Source organism: Xenorhabdus sp. XBWT (assembly GCF_059072735.1).
The window spans coordinates 79,877-101,171 of sequence record NZ_CM180990.1 but is presented as its reverse complement, the minus strand read 5'-3'; the positions used below and the strand labels follow the sequence as shown (position 1 = coordinate 101,171).

At 43.9% G+C, this 21,295-nt stretch carries 11 protein-coding genes; 7 read left to right on the top strand and 4 right to left on the bottom strand.

Annotated elements, in window-relative coordinates; all coding sequences use genetic code 11:
- Positions 1-487: 487 nt before the first annotated feature.
- The 5 genes from AC5JQI_RS00410 (at position 488) to AC5JQI_RS00390 (ending at position 7,239) form a co-directional block, all read left to right on the top strand.
- Positions 488-1,618 carry a LuxE/PaaK family acyltransferase gene (locus AC5JQI_RS00410; protein WP_493913338.1) on the top strand — a complete coding sequence of 377 codons (1,131 nt, stop codon included), beginning with the start codon at positions 488-490 and terminating at the stop codon, positions 1,616-1,618.
- Between the two features lies 1 nt (position 1,619).
- Positions 1,620-4,028, top strand: coding sequence for an acyl-CoA reductase (locus AC5JQI_RS00405; RefSeq protein ID WP_493913337.1), 2,409 nt, complete (start codon positions 1,620-1,622; stop codon positions 4,026-4,028).
- A 31-nt stretch (positions 4,029-4,059) separates the two neighbouring features.
- Positions 4,060-5,304, top strand: a complete 1,245-nt coding sequence (locus tag AC5JQI_RS00400; protein ID WP_493913336.1) for a phenylacetate--CoA ligase family protein — start codon at positions 4,060-4,062, stop codon at positions 5,302-5,304.
- 12 nt (positions 5,305-5,316) lie between these two features.
- A complete protein-coding gene (locus AC5JQI_RS00395; protein WP_493913335.1) occupies positions 5,317-6,246 on the top strand; it encodes a GNAT family N-acetyltransferase in 930 nt (309 codons plus the stop codon).
- Between the two features lie 297 nt (positions 6,247-6,543).
- A complete protein-coding gene (locus tag AC5JQI_RS00390) occupies positions 6,544-7,239 on the top strand; it encodes a pirin family protein (RefSeq protein WP_493913334.1) in 696 nt (231 codons plus the stop codon).
- 74 nt (positions 7,240-7,313) lie between these two features.
- On the opposite strand, the gene pckA is transcribed toward AC5JQI_RS00390, so the two are convergent.
- From pckA to AC5JQI_RS00370, 4 genes are all read right to left on the bottom strand, one after another.
- Positions 7,314-8,933, bottom strand: a complete 1,620-nt coding sequence (gene pckA / locus AC5JQI_RS00385) for a phosphoenolpyruvate carboxykinase (ATP) (protein WP_493913333.1) — start codon at positions 8,931-8,933, stop codon at positions 7,314-7,316.
- A gap of 237 nt (positions 8,934-9,170) precedes the next feature.
- Complete coding sequence (gene hslO, locus AC5JQI_RS00380; RefSeq protein ID WP_493913332.1) at positions 9,171-10,043, bottom strand: Hsp33 family molecular chaperone HslO; 873 nt, start codon at positions 10,041-10,043, stop codon at positions 9,171-9,173.
- An 81-nt stretch (positions 10,044-10,124) separates the two neighbouring features.
- A complete protein-coding gene (gene hslR / locus AC5JQI_RS00375) occupies positions 10,125-10,547 on the bottom strand; it encodes a ribosome-associated heat shock protein Hsp15 (protein ID WP_237387511.1) in 423 nt (140 codons plus the stop codon).
- Positions 10,548-10,622: 75 nt separating this feature from the next.
- Positions 10,623-12,728, bottom strand: coding sequence for an IgaA/UmoB family intracellular growth attenuator (locus tag AC5JQI_RS00370; RefSeq protein ID WP_493913331.1), 2,106 nt, complete (start codon positions 12,726-12,728; stop codon positions 10,623-10,625).
- A gap of 357 nt (positions 12,729-13,085) precedes the next feature.
- Here AC5JQI_RS00370 and nudE point away from each other — a divergent pair, with 357 nt between their 5' ends.
- Together nudE and AC5JQI_RS00360 are read left to right on the top strand one after the other, a co-directional pair.
- Positions 13,086-13,649, top strand: coding sequence for an ADP compounds hydrolase NudE (gene nudE / locus AC5JQI_RS00365; RefSeq protein WP_493913330.1), 564 nt, complete (start codon positions 13,086-13,088; stop codon positions 13,647-13,649).
- Between the two features lie 481 nt (positions 13,650-14,130).
- Positions 14,131-21,294 (top strand): Tc toxin subunit A-related protein, encoded by a 7,164-nt coding sequence (locus tag AC5JQI_RS00360; RefSeq protein ID WP_493913329.1) that lies wholly within the window; start codon positions 14,131-14,133, stop codon positions 21,292-21,294.
- The last annotated feature ends 1 nt before the right edge of the window (position 21,295 follow it).

Sequence of the window (21,295 nt, the reverse complement as noted above, 5' to 3'; positions counted from 1 at the left end):
TAAATAATACTATAATAAATATTGAAATGAACCTATTGAATAATAACTACCTAAAACATCTGAATCAGCAAAAAACATTAGAAAAATAGTTTGATTGTTACGTTAGGCTTTGGAATAATTCGCCCCGCAAACACAAGTCCGATTTTAACTACAAAAAACAGAAAAACACGCTATCTAATGGCGATCTATTGAAGAAAAACTAAATAATAGTCTTCATTTATGTCAGTTATCTACAACATCATTCCCCAATAATGCCTCGAAAACTAACTAAGTCAGGCATCTTTATTTATCACATTAACTAACAAATAAAACCTATTGGAAATCATTACGCTCAGCATACGAATTAGAAAATTTATTAATTTTTTTACTTAAATCTGAAAATAGAAAACAAATGCAGTGGGCAACCTGAACTATTTATCAGCGGTATTGTTTTGCTGATCGCCCGATTACCGTCCCTCTGTCATTGTTACTGAGAATGAGTATAAATATGCAAAATCTACCTCACGTCAAAGCGCTGTGTGCTGTCACACACCCTTATCGTGCCTGTGACGAATATGATGCATTATTTGATGCCGCCATGCGGGAATTAACGCTCTATCACTGTGAACATACCTCTGGTTATAAACAGTGGCTGACCGAGCATGGGCTGGATGAACAAGCAATAATGGCGCAGGAAGATTGGTCAAACCTGCCTTTGCTATTTGCCAATTATTTCAAACGTAATCTGATACTCAGCGACAGCGCGAAAGATGCGCTGGAACTGACATCCTCCGGAACGACCGGGCAGAAAAGCCGCATGCGCTATGACACCGACAGTATTACGGCTGCCCAACATATGGTGGATTGTATTTTCGATTATTATGGCTGGAATACCCCAGACCAACCTTGTAACTATTTGCTGCTGAGTTACGAACCCGCAGGTGCCGTTACTTTAGGTACGGCCTATACCGATCAATTTTTATGTAAATATGCCCCAGTGAATCGAGCTTATTACGCTTTGCGCCATAATGGGCAAGGTAATGAATTCGACCCTTTCGGCACCATTGCGGCGCTTCAGCAATTTGCTGAGGAAGGGTTACCTGTGCGTATTTTCGGTTTCCCTGCCTTTCTGTGGTTTACCCTGCAAAGAATGGAGCAAATGGGGCTGCCATCACTCAAATTACATCCTGAATCTTTGGTTTTCCTCGGCGGTGGCTGGAAGACTCATGCCGATAAATCCATTCCGAAAAAAGAACTGTATCAGCGCCTGGCTGAGCAACTCGGTATCCCCGATATTCGCTGCCGTGATGGTTATGGTTCAGTTGAGCATCCGGTGCCTTATGTTGAATGTTCACACCATAATTTTCATGTGCCAGTTTATGCCCGTGCTTACACTCGCCACACCACTGATTTATCCCGTCAGCCTTATGGCGAACCGGGTTTCCTGCATTTTACATCTCCTTTTATCACTTCATGCCCTGCCCACAGCATCGTCACCAGCGACCTCGCTGTGCTGCATTCCGGTGAAAGCTGTGGTTGTGAACTGAATACTGACTGGTTTGAACTGCTTGGTCGTGCTGGCACCAGTAAAACGCGTAGTTGTGCGATTGCCGCTTCTGAATTGATTAAGAGATCTTGATATGTCTTCCGTGAATAAAATTAATACCCTAATTTCGGCAGAACACAAAATCGCAGATTTGCGTGAACGGCTACCTGAGCTGCTGGCACACCCGCATACTTCCGTGCAGGTACTGGATTGCGCGCAACGCTTTGCTGATTATCTGTCAGGTCTTGACGATCATCCTCTGTTCAATGCCAAAGCCCGTGAAGCGCTGATCGCCTTCTGCCAGCGCGAAGTCCTGCAAACAAAACTGGAGCGGGAACTCGGGCAGAATGCCTTTTCGCTGCGTCGATTCGATTATGATGAGAATCGCTATGAAGCCTGGAAACCTCTGGGACTGGTTGTCCATATCACCCCATCCAATGCTGAACTCCTGCCCTTTATGGCAGTGATAGAAAGTTTGCTGGTCGGCAATATTAACTGGTTACGTCCCAGCAGCAGCGATAAAGGATTCAGTGCACAACTCTTGGCTGAGTTTTTGGCTCACGATATTTCAGGGGCTTTAACTGATCGGATAGTTGTACTGCCGTTACCTGTAACGCAATTAGCCGGATTACTTGTTCAGGCGGACGCGGTTTCTGCCTGGGGCAGCGATTCTGCTCTGGAGTCCATACGCGCTCAACTGCCAACCGGTTGTCGCTGGATAGATTGGGGACATCGCATCAGTTTTGCCTGGTTAAATCCTGAAGCCGCCGATGATGCCCTATTGGATGCGCTGGCCGATGATGTTTGTTGTTATGACCAACAAGCCTGTTCCAGTCCACAATGTTTACTGGTCGATAGTAACGAACCCGAAGTTTTGCGAAACATCGGACAGCGTATGGCTGCTGCGCTGCAACGTCGCTCTGAATTGCATCCGGCTTTGAAACCAGATATTCAGGAAGCGGCTGAAATTACGACCCAAACAGCATTCCAAAAACTCGATCTTGCCTTTACGCAGGTACGCGGCGAAATCTGGCAGGCCGACGGATGGCGGGTAATATGGCGACATGAAGAGGAACTGGCGGCTTCCCCTTTGTTCCGCACATTACAGATACGTCCGGCACCCCGCCAACGCTTGTGTTCTATTTTGCTGCCTTGGCGTAACCATCTGCAAAGTTGTGCTTTGATTACTCATCAGGAATATATCACTGAAATGAGCCACGCCCTGTTTGCAGCCGGCGTCAACCGCATCACGCCTCCAGGACAAATGCATGGCGGCTATAGTGGAGAGCCGCACGACGGTGTTTACGCGCTGTCACGCCTGACCAAGCGCGTCTCTGTAAGCCTTTCTCCCAACTTGATGGCTGGCTGTGCTCACCTTGATATTCCACCAGCCCGTCCACATGGGTTGGAAAATTTGCCGGTACTGAATAAGGCGGATTTCCACTCTCTGGTGCCGAATGATAAATCCCGCCTATTTTTCCGCAGTGGTGGAAGTAGTGGCGAGCCTAAACTGGCCGCTTACAGCTATCAGGATTATCACCGCCAAATGCAGGCGGCTGCCGATGGCGTATTTTCATCAGGTCTTGAGCCAACAACCGACCGGGTTATGAACCTGTTATATGGCGGGAAATTGTATGGCGGGATGATGAGCTTTTTTACCATTCTGGATAAATTGGGCGTAGCTCAATATCCGATGGGCGGCCCTGCCGACAATGATTTCAGCGAAATTGCCGATTTGATCGTAAACCAACGCATTAATACGCTGGTGGGAATGCCAAGTACGTTGCATCGGTTATTTCTGAACGAAGAAGCCAAGCTACGTGAATACGGCGGCGTTCGTAAGCTGTTTTCGGGTGGTGAACACTTGAATATAAATCAGCGGACTTTCCTGACCAGTTTTGGCATTACTCTGATCCGCTCAACGATCTACGGTTCAGTGGATGCTGGTCCGGTAGGCCATGCATGTGCTGCCAGCGAAGAGGGGGTTTTCCATTTAATGGCTGATACCCAATGGCTGGAAATCCTCAATGAAGAAAATGATCAACCTGTGGCCGATGGCGAGACGGGTCGTCTGATCTTTACTTCGCTGCATCGTGAGGCACAACCTGTCCAGCGTTATGATTTAGGCGATCTCGGCTACTGGGTAAACCAACCTTGTTCCTGTGGCCTGTCCTCACCACGCTTCCGGCTTATGGGGCGCCACGGCTCTTTATTACGCATAGGCAGTATTTTCGTCAATCTGGCTGACTTCTCTGAACAATTGGGATTACCGGTTCAATGGATAATTGATCATAACAGTAACGGCGTCGATAGCGTTCGGCTGTTGGCTGACCATTCTGATCCGGCCGCTGTACGTCAGCGTTTGTTGCAGGATGAAAAACTCGCCGAAGTCCTTGAAGGAGAATTACTGAGTTTAGATGTGATTTCTACCTCAGCCACTGAGTTCCAGCGAAATGCACACAGCGGAAAAACACCATTGTTCATTGACTTGCGTAGATATTAATTTGCGTAAATATTAATTGAGTGACATTAAGATGATGACCAGAACGACATTGATTGATTTGTTCCATCATGCGCGCGAGCATTCTGCCTATTATAAAGATCTCTACAAGTCCGTTCCGGAAAACTGGACTCTGGAAGATTTGCCTCTCGTGGAACCCGGTAATTACTGGGCACAATCAAACGATTTACAAGCATGGCCGGTTCTGACCGCACCATTGGAAGGCGGTCATGTATATAAAACAGGCGGCTCTACCAGCGATGGACGATTGTCAGTTTTTAGCCAACAAGAGTGGAAAGCATTTACTCACGTCTTTGGTCAGGGTATTGCACATCAATTAAGGCCAGGAGATCGGGTAGCCAACCTATTTTTTGCCGGCGACCTTTATACCAGCTTTATATTTATCCACGGTGCATTATCAAATGCGCCACTCCCTATCGTGGAATTTCCTTTCACCTGCAAGGTTGAGGATGAATTACTGACCAATAATATCAAGCTCCACAATATAAACGTACTGGCGGGTGTACCGGTTCAATTAATTCGCTTTGCCCATTATTTGAAAGATATAGGGCAAACATTACCTATGGTAGAGACCATTCTTTATGGGGGAGAAAGTCTGTTTGATTCGCAAACTGCCATCATCAGAGACGTTTTTCCTCAGGCGCGTTTAGGATCAATCGGTTGTGCCAGTGTTGATGCGGGTTTGATCGGGTTTGCTGATCCTGAGTGTCAGCAAGGAGAACACCGGGTATTTGATGAAGATACGATTGTTGAAATCGTGGATGAAATTACCCGCCAGCCGATCACAACACCGAGGCACAAAGGACTATTAGTTGTGACTAATCTGCAACGTCGGCTTATGCCTGTTATTCGCTATCCTACCGGCGATTTGGCTTGCTGGTGTGAGCCGGAACAGGAATACCGTAGATTTGCCCTGCAAGGGCGAGCCAATCAGGGTTATCGGATTCGGTTTGGGACACTGTCATTATTCCCTGACGATTTGGCCGCACAATTATCACAACAGACTGAGCTTCTGGCCTGGCAGTTAGAGCTATCCCAACAGGCAGGGCAAGATAAAATCAGATTATTGGTGGCAAGCCTTCAACCTGTCGATATCGGCAAGATACGCCATAGGGTACTGGCTGCCTTTCCAAGTCTGGGTAAGGATTGCACAGAGCAAAATATGTTGGAAATCGTTCAGACCAATATTGATGATATGTACACGCACCCACGATCAGGGAAATTGCAACGGGTTGTGGATCTGCGTAGCTATAATTAAAGGTTGAAATCGATGACTATCTTCCCTTCCGCTATTCAGATTCGAAGCTATCAGTCGGGTGATGATAAAAAAATCAGCCAATTATTCCGTGAAGTCTACGGCGATTCGTATGTCTACCCTGACATCTATCTGCCCAGACTGATCGATGATTATCAAGCCACAGGACAGTGGTATTCATCCTTGGCGTTCTATCAAGAACGCCTCATTGGCCATGCTGCATTAGTTAAGGACGCTGTGCACCAGAATCATGCCGAACTGGCACTCATTGCCGTAGATCCTGATTTTCAGGGCTATGGCATTGCCAAGTCTCTCGGCAGTTATTTATGCCATTATGCGAAAGAGCAAAACTATAAGTTGCTGACGATGAAACAGGTTTGTTCGCATCCGAAAAGTCAGTATATCGCTCGAAATTTAGGCTTTTACTCCACAGCACTGATGCTGGATTATGTTGATTCTCCATTTGGGTTGCCAGAGCCTGAAAGTATTGTACAGGGCATCTTACCTCTGAAATCATTGCCGCTGCCTAAACTGAACTGGCCTCAGCCTTGGCGCAACTGGGTTGATCAAATCAGACAATATGTTGGTGAATCATCACCTTATGCACAACAAGTATGTCGTCGTTCTTTTACCTCAGAGCCATTTAGCATTAAAAAATCCGGGCGTCGCTTGGAAATTACGCTGTACGATGTTCCATCTGATTTTTTGTCAGAAGTCATTGATTTTCCAGCCGGACAGTTAATCTACTTAAAACTGCCTGCCTGTGAAGAATCTCTGACATTATGCCCATCACTCAAAAAAGGCGGATTCCGGTTCGCAGGGCTGTGCCCCGATGAGCATAATGGGTGGTTTTTGCTGTGGTTACGAGGCTACCAATTGGCACCATACCAGTTTCACGACACAGGTACACAACACCTCTATCAAATGGAATTGGGGGAGTATTAACCACCCCAATAACAAAATGAGCTAAATTTGATTAAAAAAACACTTTACAAATGATATTGAGAACGATTATCATTACTAACACTTTCAGTGCACCACCTTCAGGGTTCATGTGAAAGTACGACATTGCTCACATTGCTTCCAGTGTTTACTTTATAAGCCAACTTAATGTTGGCTTTTTTTTTGTCCTTTTACTCTCTGATTTATTATTCAAATATTTTGAATTCTAAGATTAAATTTCCGGCCTTTCATATTTCACCCCTTCAACTAGACTACAAAAAACTTTGAGGGATTTTGAAAATGATTTACTTACGTCAAGCTTCAGAACGGGGTCATGCCAATCATGGCTGGCTGGATAGCTGGCACACGTTTTCCTTTGCCAACTATTATGATGAAAATTTCATGGGCTTTTCTGTGCTCAGGGTCATTAATGAAGACATCATTGATGCCGGTCAGGGGTTCGGTATGCACCCCCACAAGGATATGGAAATATTGACCTATGTGCTATCCGGGACAGTCGAGCATCAGGACAGTATGGGGAATAAAGGGCAAGTGTCTGCGGGAGAATTCCAGATTATGAGTGCAGGAACCGGTATTCGTCATTCTGAATATAACCCAAATCATGATAGCCAGTTGCATCTTTACCAAATCTGGCTCCTTCCGGAAAAAACGAATCTGGCTCCCCGTTATGAACAGCACCGCTTTGATACTGTTGCAGGCCGCCAATTGATCCTTTCTCCCGATGCCCATGCCGGCTCCCTGAAAGTTTTTCAGGACATGACATTGTGGCGCTGGGCATTAAAAAATGGCGAAAAAAGTGAATATGCAGTAGAGAAAGCAAGAAAAATCTGGATTCAGGTTGTTAGCGGAGAACTGACAATTAATGGGATACTGGCTACCACCAGCGACGGTATCGCCATTTGGGATGAGTCCCATCTTCAATTGAGCGCAAACCAAGAGAGTGAAGTATTGCTGTTCGACCTTCCACCCCAGTGAATCGCAAATTTGATTTGAAAAAAACCCTATCTGGCCAGATAGGGTTTTCTCATATTTGATTAATCAAAGCGTTATTACAGCTTAGGCCCTGATTTCACCAATGCCGCACCCGCAGCGGTATCGGTGTATTTATCAAAGTTATCGACAAAACGTTGTGCCAAATCTTTTGCTTTAACATCCCATTCGGATTTATCCGCATAAGTGTTGCGGGGATCCAGAATAGTCGTATCTACACCCGGTAATGTAGTCGGTACAGACAAATCAAAAATCGGCAGTTCGATAGTATCCACGTCTTCAATATCACTATTTAAGATAGCATCAATAATCGCACGGGTATCCTTGATAGAAATGCGTTTTCCAGTACCGTTCCAGCCAGTATTGACCAGATAAGCTTTCGCACCTGATGCCTGCATACGTTTCACCAGCACCTCTGCATATTGGGTCGGATGCAGCGACAGGAATGCCGCACCAAAGCAGGCAGAGAAGGTTGGGGTTGGTTCTGTTACACCGCGCTCAGTTCCTGCCAGTTTTGCCGTAAAACCAGACAGGAAGTGATATTGGGTCTGTTCTGGTGTCAGGCGAGAAACCGGAGGCAGCACACCGAAAGCATCTGCCGTCAGGAAAATGACTTTAGTAGCGTGTCCTGCTTTTGATACAGGTTTAACAATATTGTCAATGTGGTAGATAGGATAAGAAACGCGGGTGTTTTCTGTCTTGGAGCCGTCATTGAAATCAACCGAACCGTCAGCCAATACAGTCACGTTTTCCAGCAAAGCATCGCGGCGAATAGCGTGATAGATATCCGGTTCAGCTTCTTTGGACAAGTTGATGGTTTTTGCGTAACAACCACCTTCAAAGTTAAATACACCGTCATCATCCCAACCGTGTTCATCATCACCGATAAGCTTGCGCTTAGGATCTGTGGAAAGGGTGGTTTTACCTGTACCGGAAAGGCCGAAGAAAATGGCGACATCCCCTTTACCGCCTACATTGGCGGAGCAGTGCATGGAAGCGATACCTTTAAGTGGCAGCAGGTAGTTCATCATTGAGAACATCCCTTTTTTCATTTCACCGCCGTACCAGGTACCACCAATCAATTGCATCCGTTCTGTCAGGTTAAAAGCAACAAAGTTTTCTGAATTCAGTCCTTGTTCTTTCCATTGTGGGTTCGTACACTTAGCACCATTCATCACAATAAAATCTGGCGTGAAATCAACCAGCTCTTCGTCTGACGGACGGATAAACATGTTTTTCACGAAATGTGCCTGCCACGCCACTTCTGTGATAAAACGGACTTTCAGACGCGTATCTGCATTGGCCCCGCAGAAAGCATCCACGACAAACAAACGTTTGCCTGAAAGTTGTTGAGTAACCAAACCTTTAAGATGAGACCAAGTTTCCTGACTGAGCGGTTTGTTATCGTTCTTACCTTTACCCTGATCTGCCCACCATACGGTATCACGGGTAATATCATCGCGGACGATGTATTTATCTTTAGGAGAACGTCCGGTGAAAATACCCGTATCCACTGAGACAGCACCAAGGTTAGTTAGTGTGCCGCGCTCATATCCTTGTAGTGAGGGTTGGGTTTCTTCAGAAAATAACAGTTCATAACTTGGGTTATAAACAATTTCACCAATATCACGAATACCATAAACCGCAAGTTCCTGCTCAGTAATACCTGTAACGCTCATTTGTTGCTCCTGGTCAGTTATACCTTATCTATCTCTGCGGGGGATAATAAATAATTATGACTAATTAACAGCGATTGCTATCAAAAAATTGAAATTGCATTAATTTTTTTGAGTTTATATGAGACACAGAACACGGAATGAGAAAGGGATTAACAGTAAAAAGGGCGCATGCTACGCCCCTAATAAACAGTTATTCACGCGATTAGTGCAACCGCATCTATTAGTGAAACCAAAAGATCAGTGCAACTGTTCTTTTTTCACTGTCTTTATTTCACTGATATCTTTCTCATCGAAAATATAATGCGTGCCACAAAACTCACATTCCATATCGATTTTGCCATCTTTATGCAGAATTTCCTGAAGATCAGCATCAGGCAGTGTCACCAACGTATCAGCGCAGCGTTGTTGGGAACAGGAACAACGGAATTCGACCTGCTGAGGCTCATAAAGTGTGACATCTTCTTCATGATAAAGGCGATGCAAAATCTCTTCCGCGTTCAGTGTGAACAGCTCTTCTCCTTTGATGGTTGCAGTAAGTTGCACCAGATGTTCAAGGACACCTTCACTGCTTTCCTGAGCGTCCGGCAGGATCTGCAATAACATGCCGCCTGCCGCCGTTTTCCCATCCTGAATTCCGGTACGGATAAACAGGCGGGTCGGTATCTGCTCAGACTGTTTGAAGTAGGCATCCAGACACTCCGCCAGCGTTTCGCCTTCCAGTGCTACAACGCCCTGATAGCGTTCACCTTCTGTCGGAGTGACAGTGATGACCATGTAGCCATTGCCTATCATGTCATGCAAGCTGCCCGCAGCATTTACTTTGCCATCAATGCGGGCTGTTCCGCGCATCTGCTGCTGGTTATTGCCATTAATCACCGCCAGTTTGACCGGACCATCACCTTGAATTTGTACCGTAATATCCCCGTTGAATTTCAACGTGGCCGTCAACAAGCTGGTTGCGACCAACAATTCACCTAATAGTCGCTGCACAGGTTGTGGAAAGTCATGATTTTCCAACATACGCTGGTACGTCTCACTGACGGAAACCAGTTCTCCCCTGACAGAGTGGCTTTCAAATAAAAAGCGGTGTAATTGGTCATGCTTGTTCATAAATCTCTCTCATTTCATTGAGACGGTTGTACGTTCCATTCTTTCAAATTGCCCTGTGTTCACTGCAATGCAACTTGAAATCTATTGAGTATTTTCCGGCTCATCCAATTTTGTGTTCTTGAATTTAATTAGTGTACGCCGCTCTTTTTTGTCCGGGCGGCGATCGGGATGTGGCATCGTAAGCGCATTCATTTTACGGGCCAATGCTATTTTTTCCCGATTGATAATACTTTCTGCCGTTTCTTGATACAGTTGTTGGGCTTCAGTGGCGCTACGCCTGTGGCTATTCAATGCCAAAACAGTCACCGTCTTTTCATCATTCCCCTGACGCAGTTTGATCTCTGCATTCAACTCAACCAATTTACTCGGCTTACTCCGCTGCCCATTATAATGGACTTTTCCCCCTTCAATCATGTCACGGGCGATAGAGCGGGTTTTATAAAAACGGGCAGCCCACAGCCATTTATCAAGGCGAACCGCCTGATCAGCTTCTAAATTCGGCATAATTGTTTCTCCCAAATGTCTGAATCGTCGCTGGCAAAAAGCCGTCTGAGGGTAACACAGCACACCGGATCACCGCTAATCCACTGACCGTGCAGTAGAACCGAAACAGTTATCATAATATTGAATAATGAATTTGAGACGGCGACGGTTCTTACATATTTTATTTATTATCAGAATAATGTTGGTTGTGAATGTCACCAGCAATATTGCCACCAGCAAACAGCTACTCAGATAGCGGATAAGATCTGTGGTCTTCGGCTCGCGGTGCAGTACAATGTTAAGAGTTCCATTGGCATCCTCAGATAAACCCGTGATAATCCCTTCTGTTTCAAATGGAGTTCGCATCAGCATCTCTGAGAGATTCAATAATTCCTGCCACCTGTCCATGGCAGAATTTTCAAACATATTGCCTGTCCGCAGCGGATATTCAACCAATGGCATCCTTTCATCACTGAGCAGCAAGACACCTCCGGGAGATGGGCTGTTCATTAAAATAGACATCCTCTGAATTTCCCGATAAATAAAGGATGCTGTAGTAGCATCAACCAATTTTTGTAATGCTTCCGCACTGGCAGTCCGCAATAATACTCTGGTTCCATCCAGCGTCCCTTTTTCCACTTTACTCAGTAGATCATTCCAACTTTTGGCATTACCCAAATTGACCAGTGCGTTTTGCAGGCGAATGCAGGCTTCATCTTTATGACATAAATTATTCGTCTTCAAGATAATCTGTGAAAAGTTGTCGAGCAGAGTCATACCCGACTTAGCAATCGCTTCATTCAGGCTGGGATTGATTTTCCGGTTACGTTCAACCTGATGTAATTGATCATTAACCGTCGTGATCAGTACCGATGCCTTATCGATAACATCTGACTCAATCAGAGGTAACGGCATCTCGCTATTCCAATAAATACCCATGCAATCAAATGGCGCAAATATTGTGGCATAGTTATATTTCGGTACAATTTCAGGCGGAAAATAACACATTCCTACTCCCTTGACCTTCAGGACATCCCCTTCCTGCAACGGTATATTTTGCAGTTCAGTGACACTGTTGATGATCTTAGTATTACTCCCATGTAGCCAGGCAAAACTAAGGCGCATCGATAAGCTCACAGGTTGGTAAAAATAAAGCAATAACATGGCTGTTACAGAGAAAATCACCAATAGCAGGTTTTTCCTGTAACGCTGGTAGGGATAGTGTTTTTCTTCTTCATGCAAGGAAAGGTGATTCCCCTGCCGGATGACATGGCAATTGGCATACATATCTATATTGGTATTTTGGTCTAAGTCATGGGAAACATAAGGTTCCCAATGTGGCGGATAGATAAGATCAATCCCACCAAGCGATATGTTTTTTCTCTGCTCCAGTTCAAACTCACTGAATATCCCCCAACGTTTCGGAATGCCGCTGAAACAATGGATACTTGATAGTTTCCGTTCAGGAGGCAACCGGAAACTCAGCCAGAAACTGCCCAATATAAGTGTCAGCGATGCCGGTATTAACCACGGAAACGTTGGAATAGGTAAAAAAAGGGCAGTAAACCACAGTGACATCCCCACACACATAAGAATGCCTTCCTGAATACCTGTTGAATGTCGGAGCCGGTGCTCTTCGAGTGTTTCCTTGCGGACATTCAGTAAATTGGCACTCAAATTACCATTTTTTTGAATTGAGGCATGTTCATTTTTTGCCATGACCCGAGCAATGGACAAATCCTTCTGATAATCTTTCAGAAAATGGCCATTGAGTGCGATGACAACCGGCATTGATGAAGTCTGGACGATCTCAATAGTATTTTGCTGCTTGATAAACGGCTCCAGCCATACAGGCAGATGTATTTCCGTTTCATCAACATAATGACGCCAATGGTGCGATTCATCCGTAGCAGCAGAAAAACGGGTGATAGGATGGTTGATAGTATAAACATCGTCGCTTTTGATCGGTAATGCCGGGTAGCCTGATTGTTGTCTACCGTCCGGCTTAATCAGAAAGCTGGCATTTCTTAAGTAATATTCAATGGCTTGGTATTCATCAGCATTCAGTTTACGGCGACCAGTCTTGGTGATTGATGGTAGATAACGCGCGTTATCAAGCCACTTCCATCTGAAAGCCAGAAAGGAAGCCATTATAATCAGACTAATGATGAAAATAGCTAATATAATGACCAATGAACTCATTTTTTCCCCACGCCCATAACAGCAGTACAGAGACTGGCAGAATAACAATCTCGTGAAACACTCAGAATCAGGCTATTCCTATTCTTGCCTTCTATTTTTAATTCTATTTACAAAAGGTTATATAAATTTTCTCATATCTTTCCAGAAAATAAAATTTTTTTGCCAGAGTAAGATATCAACAAAAATACATTCAAGCGATAATCGCTATCATTTACTAACATAATCAGCCATATTAAAGCAAAGTTTGGATGAGTATCCAATTTCATCATCAGTCCTTGAATTAGCTAAGATAAATTAACTAATTCAGTACATTATTATTTAAAATTGGCCAATATATGATAACCATCAGGGGCAAGCATGACTGTTCTAAAAAAACCTAAGATTCTGAATATAAATGATATTGCCCAATCACGTTTATTCAATATTCAATCAGTTAATCTTGAATTCAGCAATGGTGTGAAAAGAGTTTACGAACGTATGAAACCCACAAACCGTGAAGCAGTCCTAATTATTCCTGTTACCGGGGAAGAGCTGGTTCTTATTCACGAATATGCTGTTGGGATTGAACAATACGAGTTAGGTTTTCCCAAAGGTGCTATTGATGCAGGGGAAAACGTCTTTGAAGCGGCCAATCGTGAATTAAAGGAAGAAATTGGTTTCGGTGCGAAAAAATTCGAACTGTTGACGAAATTAACGATGGCACCGTCCTATTTTTCCAGCAGGATGAATATTGTGATTGCCCACGGTCTTTATCAGGAACATTTGGAAGGGGATGAGCCAGAACCCTTAGTACAGGTACGCTGGCCTGTCTCTGACATGATGTCACTACTGGAGCATCCCGATTTCAACGAAGCCAGAAACGTCAGTGCCCTGTTTTTTGCCCAGCAATATCTGCAAAAACAAAATAATGGGAAACTTTAATCAGATTGCTTTCTAAATATGGGTATTGAAAATACTAACCCAATACCCATTTTGTTACTATTTTAAACAAAAATCAGGAAATAAAAATAATCACCTTAATGAAACAAGGTTTAATTTTATTAGTAATCTTATTCTCTATATATTCACTAAAAAAATTCAGTTTATTAAAAACAATAAATAAACATATTTACTATATCTTTAAAATTAATTCACACCATAATTATATATCTCTAATAAAAAAATCTTCTTTCCTGACAAACCCTCTATTTAAAGTAAATAACTTAAAGTAAATAACGTTGAAATAAAATAATTTTTTAAGAAACGATCAGAGCCTAAATATATTTTAAGCTGGATCACCATCATTAACAGGCCATAGTGTAACCATGCTCATCAGTCAATAACACATAAATCATAGTTATGAACTGAAAATAGGAATGTTGTTCCCTCTAACCACGTTTTCTATTTAAAAGGTAGTCATTTTATGGCAAATAAAATAGATACAAGAATCAGCTACAAAACGCTCTTTAACGATAATCCTGATCTCTATTGCTTTCCTGGTTTACCCGAAGCCAATGATGGCCCGCTTGCTTATCTGGTTGATCTATATCAGCAAGTTAGAATGTTTGAGAGTAAAGCAGACAAAGATAGTGCTCAATTTCTCTCTCAGCGACGACCCGATATTGAAAAACTCCTGCTTGATAGTACCAGCCTGAATAAAACCAGTAAGTTATTGCCGCTTGTTATTGAAGCGCTGGCTGAAAAAGTGCAAGTGCATATAAACAAGAAACAGCCTGTCACCAATTCATTAGCAGAGATACACTACCCACTCTCACTGCCATTTCATTTTCCGCTAAAACAAACGACGACAGTATTGGCCGAAAAAGAGATCCCTTTGTTGGAACTTATTCAGCAGGCAGACAGTAAATATCCCAATTTTATTGATGGCAACTTGAGTGCCGATTCACTGCAAACGGCGATGATGATAAGCAGTACGCTGGCACCAACGCTGCAAGCCTTGCTATTGGAAAAATCACAAAGCAGCCAGAAAGATTTCTTTGAGAAATATTATGGTGTCAAAGGAGATGCAGCCAAAGCCGCAGAATCTCTGTCCCGTCTCACCGTGTTTACCCAACAAACCGGACTGAGTTCCCAAGAGGCTGAAAGCCTGTTTGCCGTTAATGGAATATCAGAAAATACCGTAACACACAGCATCGTCACATACTCCGACAATGTCGCCAAACCCGTGGATGCCGGAAAAGAATTCCCTTCCGGCGTTAACTACGCCGCTTCATACATCAATGCAGGCAAGGCACCAGCGCTTTATCTGGAAAAAAACAAGGATAAAGATACGGCCAAAGACATCATCCAGCTTAAAGGGATCAGTAACGATAACTTTGACCGTATCCAACGTTTCCTGCATATTCAAAAAACGTTGAAACTCAGCTACGAACAGCTTGATCTGTTATTGGCAGCATCAAAACAGGCAGAAAAACAGACAGACTATGTGATTACAGAAGCAACTCTGCGCACATTAGGCGTATTCTTGCATTTCCAACAAGAATATAACGCTACCGCAGAGCAATTTGCTGCCTTTATAGGGCAAATCACCCCCTATTCCCTTGAGAATAAATTCTCTTTCTTTGATCGTGTGTTCAATACACAGGGATTGTCACAACAAGCTGCCGCCGCTTCTGTTTTTGTGCTGGATAATCAAGAGTTCGATCCAAACGCCACCGAAGGGCCGGATGCACTCACCGTCAATCAATTATGTGCGGGATTAAATATTAATGACGCGACTTGTCAGATATTGCTTGCTTTCGTCATGCAAGCGCAAGGATTAACCAAGCCTAAGCGTTCATTAGACGTCGTTTCCGCCCTGTATCGTCTGGTTGCATTGCCGCGGATACTGCGCTTGTCAGTTAAAGAGGGCTTGGGGCTGTTATTGTTATTGAATCGTAAGAATACAAGCTACCTGCAACAACTGGCGGGCATCCCTGTATTGGCTAAAGACGCCAAAGCCGTAGATATCCTTGATGTGCTGATCGCTGTTATGAATGCCACCCGATGGATTAAGCAGCACAAATTGTCTCCCTTATCTCTTCACTTGTTGCTGACTCCTTATCCCTCTGACAGCAATACCACAGCAGAAATTGAAAATATTGACTGGCTCAAAAAAGTCAGAGAAGTGATACCCGATACAAGTAATGCCCTGCTGAGTGAAGATAAAATTGCCACTGAAATGAGAGGATTCCAAGCGAAAAAAACACCCGTCATCTGGATGAGTGCGCTGGCTAAAATAGTGGATGAAAAACTCGGCATTGTTTTGAGTAGTGCTCTTTCCACTGATAATGAAACAGACAAGACGTTAATCAACGAAGTCAGTAATATCCTCAAAGCGTTAGCCCAAGATGAAGCATGGAAACTACAGGGTGATACCTGGACCCAAACACTGACAACACTACTTATTAATGCCTTTATTGCCCAGCAAGACCTGATCATTAATGGTATTAGTCATGTTTTTAACATTGATAACTCCCTTGTACTGCCCTTATTGCAATGGACAGGTAACAATCAATCCGATTTCTTGCGCAATACCATTGCCTTAGTGCGTCGTTCTGGTGATCAACAACAGAAAGCGATCACTGCATGGTACGATTTGAACCGTTATGCTGCGGTTTGCAATTTATTCAAGCTGACAGAAAAAAGTGTACAAGAGATGATTAACCATCCGGACTGGTTTAAGTTGAATCAGACTGACGGAAAACTCCGTCCTCTTGATTTGACTTTCCTGCATCGTCTGAGCCGCTATGGTGACTGGCTGAACCTTTTGCCAGAAAATAAAACTGAAGATGATGTGTTCTATTATCTGCGCCAGGCCAATCAAATAGGGCAGAATCCTTCTGTCCCAAATACTTGGACAGCTGAGCAGGCTGCAACCAATCTGGCAGAATTGATGGGTTGGTCAGATAAGGAAATCCTGCGGGTCACTCATTATTTTGACAAGAATGTGGCACAAAATGTCGTTGGTGTAAGCACCATCATGCGCCTCAAGACATTGGCTGAAAAAAGTGAAATATCTGCCCAACCATTACTGGATGTTGCCAAATTGACAACACAATCCAGTTATGATCATTGGCAACAAGTCAGCAGTGCTTTATTTGCCGCCACACCTGCCGAATCACAATCCAAATTGGAAGGCTCACTCAATGAAATCTGGCGTGATGCGCTAGTTGAGTACTTATTGAAACGCTGGGCCACTTCGGATGATACTTTGTCTGGTATCACGACAATCGAAGATCTTTCGAACTATTTCCTGACCGATCTGCAAGTTGCCGCAGAAGTGGATACCAGCCGGGTCGCTTTCTGTATTGCCAGCTTGCAACGATATCTTTTCCGGCTCTTTTCTCGTTTGGAAAGCGGCTATGATTTACTGATTCTGACTGATGAACAAATTGAGTACTGGAATCGCTACCTGAACCAGTATAATCATTGGCAAGTTTGGCAAGGACAAAGAAACTTCCCAGAGAATTTTATTGCTCCTGCGCACCGATTACGTAAAACCCGTGCCTTTGCTGATTTGGAAAACGATTTGGGTCAGTCCCGTTTGAATAATGATATGATCCAGACGGCTATTCTGCGTTATCTGACTGAGTTCGAAAGGATCAGCAATCTCCAATTGATCAGTGGCTATATCGACGGCTCTGATCCACAAAATGACCACTACCACTTTATCGGCAAGAATAATGCTGAACCGGTGGAATATTACTGGCGTACCCTTGATATCAGTATGCGTGACGCAAATGATATCATCAGCCCGCTGGCATGGAGTGAATGGGAGAAAATCACGTTATCCTTATCAGGAACCTTGTTAGCCATCAGACCCATCGTCATTTCTGGTCGCCAATATGCAATCTGGGTTGAACGTGAAGCCACACCATTGATGGGCGCCGATCAGAAACCAACAGATTATCGCGCTATCAATATAAAATTTACCTTTAAGCAGAGCAATGGTGAATGGAGTGCACCCAACACGTTATTCCGTCTTGATGGTACAGATGACAACAGTGAATATCCTGTCAAAGATGGCAAACGGGTTCCTGATAAAGAGAATCCCTACTTGAAGGATGAAAAATATAAACCTGCATTGATTGCAATGGTCGATGTGCAACGCGAAAGCGATCCCTGGATGGGAGTTTTACTCTACGACACCGAGAAAAAAGACAGTAATAGCTGGGAAAAAAATAAAGATTATTATCTTGAATTACGCGATTTATTACTGGTAGATAAAAAATCCCTTGACCAAGCGGATGAGAAAAAACTGGTGACAACATGGCATAAACTCTTTAAGAACCCCGATACCTTACAACATCATTATGCCGGTACAGATAAATTTATCACGGTCAAAGAAACAGAGCGGAAAGATAAAAAAGCATTTGGAAACTTTAAGCCATTTAGATCCTCCATCTTAAGCTTAGACATCAAGCTAGACAGTACAAAAACCAAACTTTTGTTAACGGGTAAGAATACATTAGTCAAACGTCATATCCCAAATGACAAAACAAAACCTATCGATCGCAACCAACTTCCGACCAGAGAACTCAAATGGATCATTAATATTGATGATATTCATATTGAGGCTCAAATACCGGCCAGTAGTTCAGGGCTGAAAACATTTAATTTTGAATGGAAAGGCAGTGAGGCACCGACCAATGTATTCACCATAAGTTATGATGAAACAAAACTTTTCCAGTTATTACCTCATGAATGGCAGGGGAATAAAATCACGAAAAGTTATGATCTTTCATGGGTCAACGGAGAAACATTCCAGCTCAGTACGCAATGGGATTCAAGCAATGACAAAAAACTGTCTATTGCAATTGAAGGGGATAATACCGCTATAGACAGCGCCAAATATCCCACTGAAGACGAGGCCAAATATGCTAAATCCTACTTGATTCTGGTTGCCAACCCTAAAGAGAAGGACCTGTTCTCTAAAGAAGTTATACTGGATGGTCAGGCATCGACAGGAGAAATCGCATTCCCACTTACTCCAGAGATTAAAAAATATTCTTTTGGTTTGGTTACATTAATTATTTTGGACCCAAAAGATGCAGAAAACCCGATGTATATCGTCGAGAATATATATGAAGTCACCATTGAAGAAGGCGATAAGATCCCCTCCATTACATTGCAAAAGAATAACCAGCAAGCGCAGTATCTGGACATCCAAAATTTAGGTTTCAAATCTACTGCCATCAGATTAAATACCCTGTTTGGCAAACAACTGGTTGCGCGAGCCACCCAATCCATTGAACGGGTACTGGCGTGGGATACTCAGTCATTGCCTGAACCAGCATTAGATGACAAAACATCACCGACTAAAGTCGATTTTAACGGTGCCAACGGGCAATATTTCTGGGAACTCTTCTTCCACCTCCCCTTCTTGGTTTCTGCCCGGCTCGGTGAAGAGCAGCGTTTCTATCACTCCCGCCGTTGGTTTATCAATTATCTGTTTGACCCTTACGGGGGCATTCGGATGTGGAATTCCCGCCCAATTATTGAAAGTGGCAGTAATCTGCCGCCATCAATCGGGAATATTGATCCTGATACCATAGCCTACAGCCAGCCGATTTATTATCAGAAAGCCCTGTTCCATCATTTGATCAAACTTTGGATACAAGAAGGGGATAACCTTTACCGGCAATTGACCAGAGACAGTCTCAATGAAGCGGGTTTATGTTATCAACAGGCACTCCAACTGTTGGGTACATTACCGGAAGGACTGGATGCAACCCACTGGCATCCGACGACGCTTGAAAAGATCAAAAACACCTTTGATCCCAGTGTCCGTGCCGTCAATAGTTTATTTAAATCTCCCTTTAATACCCTATTGATTGAACATCAGAAAACACTGGAAAATCGCCTCTACAATTTACGACACGGCTTAACACTTGATGGAAAAGTTCAACCTTTGCCACTTTATTCCAGCGCTGTCGGCGCTGATGGCGTGATGCAAAGAAATGCGGGTTATGTCAACAGCGTATTGAGCAATATGCAGCAACAAATTCCGCCTTATCGTTTCCCAATGATGTTAAAACGCGCCGGGGCGGCAGTAAAACAGTTAACCGAAATGGGGCATCGGTTATTTCAGGCTATCGAAAGCGAAGTTAATGCAGAACAGGAAGTACTGGAGCAATCACAAGCGCTCAGGCTATCTGCATTTGCCATTGAACTGCAACAAGAGGCTGTCCAGCTTGCCCAAACGGGTAAAGTCACTCTGGAAGAAAGTAAGAAGATGGCGCAAGAAAGATATGAGCACTATCACAGCTTATATGAAGAAAACCTCTCTGCTTTAGAAATCTCCTCGATCAGTCTGAAAACGGCATCAGAAGTGGCCAAACTGGCGGCAGCCCCATTTTATGTTACCGGTGCAGCGCTGGAAGTTGTGCCTAATATTTTTGGTATGGCCGTCGGGGGCGCCAAATACTCTTCTCCAGTGACTACTACTGCAATTATTGCCCAGCTCACGGCTGAAAGTTTAGATATTGTAGCCGAAAGATTACAAGATGGAGCAGACTATCAACGTCGTCGTCAAGAGTGGGAAATCGAGTACAAACAGGCACAAAGTGAGATCAATATCATTGAGATGCAATTGAAAGAGCAGGAGTTGCTGGTCAGAAGTGCCCAAACCGCCTTACGGGAAGCTCAGGCACAGCAAACCGCCGCCCGCGAGCTTTATGAGTTTATGACAACGGGTTTCCTGATTGTTCCGACTTATCAGTGGCTGATGGGACGTCTCGCTGCCTTGTATGCTCCTGCCTATGACGCTGTTCTTTCACTGTGTCTGATGGCAGAAAGAAGCTGGCGTTATGAAGTCGGAGATTACCAGCGGCAGGGCTTCATCAAAACCACGGCATGGAATGATTCCTATCGTGGCTTATTGGCAGGAGAATCATTGCAGGTCGATTTGCTGCAAATGGAAAATGCATGGCTGCAACGTAATGAACGCCGTTTGAATATCAAGAAGACGATCTCGCTAAATTCATTACTGTCAAATAATGAATTGAAAAAACAGATCGATAAAAAGCAGTCTCTCAGCTTTACATTAGATTCCCAGTTGTTTGATGACAATTATCCCGGCCACTATCTGCGCCAGATTAAACGGGTTTCCGTTTCAATATCACTGGATACCCTGAATCTGGGTTCTGTTCTGTCATCAGAGATTAGTGCCATCCTGACGCAGACCAGCAGTTCAACATTAATCAGCGCGGATATGGAAGGTGTCAATTGGCTTTACGACCCCAACCGACAAAAAGGCAACAGTAAAAATGTGGTGAATAACCTGCGCGCTCAACAGCAAATCGCACTTTCTTCCTTAAGCGAAGATGATGGCGGAGTCGCTAAAGAAAATTGGCTATGCACCCTGATGTTTGATGATGATCGTTATCTGCCTTTTGAAGGGACTGGTGCCATTTCAACCTGGACACTGGAATTCCCCGATCAAAGCGTGATCGACGACATCTTTTATTATCCGGCCTTTATCCCTGTATGGCGGTTAAAAGATATCAATATTCATGTCCACTATACCGCCGTGGATGGAGGCAAACAGTTTGCCAAAGCCGTAAAAGATAAACTCAATCAATAAT

Excerpts from the sequence above, each read along its gene's own strand:
- AC5JQI_RS00370 (WP_493913331.1), bottom strand. The coding sequence starts at position 12,728 with ATGAGTTCATTGGTCATTATATTAGCTATTTTCATCATTAGTCTGATT.
- AC5JQI_RS00360 (WP_493913329.1), top strand. The coding sequence starts at position 14,131 with ATGGCAAATAAAATAGATACAAGAATCAGCTACAAAACGCTCTTTAAC.
- pckA (WP_493913333.1), bottom strand. The coding sequence starts at position 8,933 with ATGAGCGTTACAGGTATTACTGAGCAGGAACTTGCGGTTTATGGTATT.
- hslR (WP_237387511.1), bottom strand. The coding sequence starts at position 10,547 with ATGCCGAATTTAGAAGCTGATCAGGCGGTTCGCCTTGATAAATGGCTG.
- AC5JQI_RS00395 (WP_493913335.1), top strand. The coding sequence starts at position 5,317 with ATGACTATCTTCCCTTCCGCTATTCAGATTCGAAGCTATCAGTCGGGT.
- AC5JQI_RS00405 (WP_493913337.1), top strand. The coding sequence starts at position 1,620 with ATGTCTTCCGTGAATAAAATTAATACCCTAATTTCGGCAGAACACAAA.
- AC5JQI_RS00400 (WP_493913336.1), top strand. The coding sequence starts at position 4,060 with ATGATGACCAGAACGACATTGATTGATTTGTTCCATCATGCGCGCGAG.
- nudE (WP_493913330.1), top strand. The coding sequence starts at position 13,086 with ATGACTGTTCTAAAAAAACCTAAGATTCTGAATATAAATGATATTGCC.
- hslO (WP_493913332.1), bottom strand. The coding sequence starts at position 10,043 with ATGAACAAGCATGACCAATTACACCGCTTTTTATTTGAAAGCCACTCT.
- AC5JQI_RS00410 (WP_493913338.1), top strand. The coding sequence starts at position 488 with ATGCAAAATCTACCTCACGTCAAAGCGCTGTGTGCTGTCACACACCCT.
- AC5JQI_RS00390 (WP_493913334.1), top strand. The coding sequence starts at position 6,544 with ATGATTTACTTACGTCAAGCTTCAGAACGGGGTCATGCCAATCATGGC.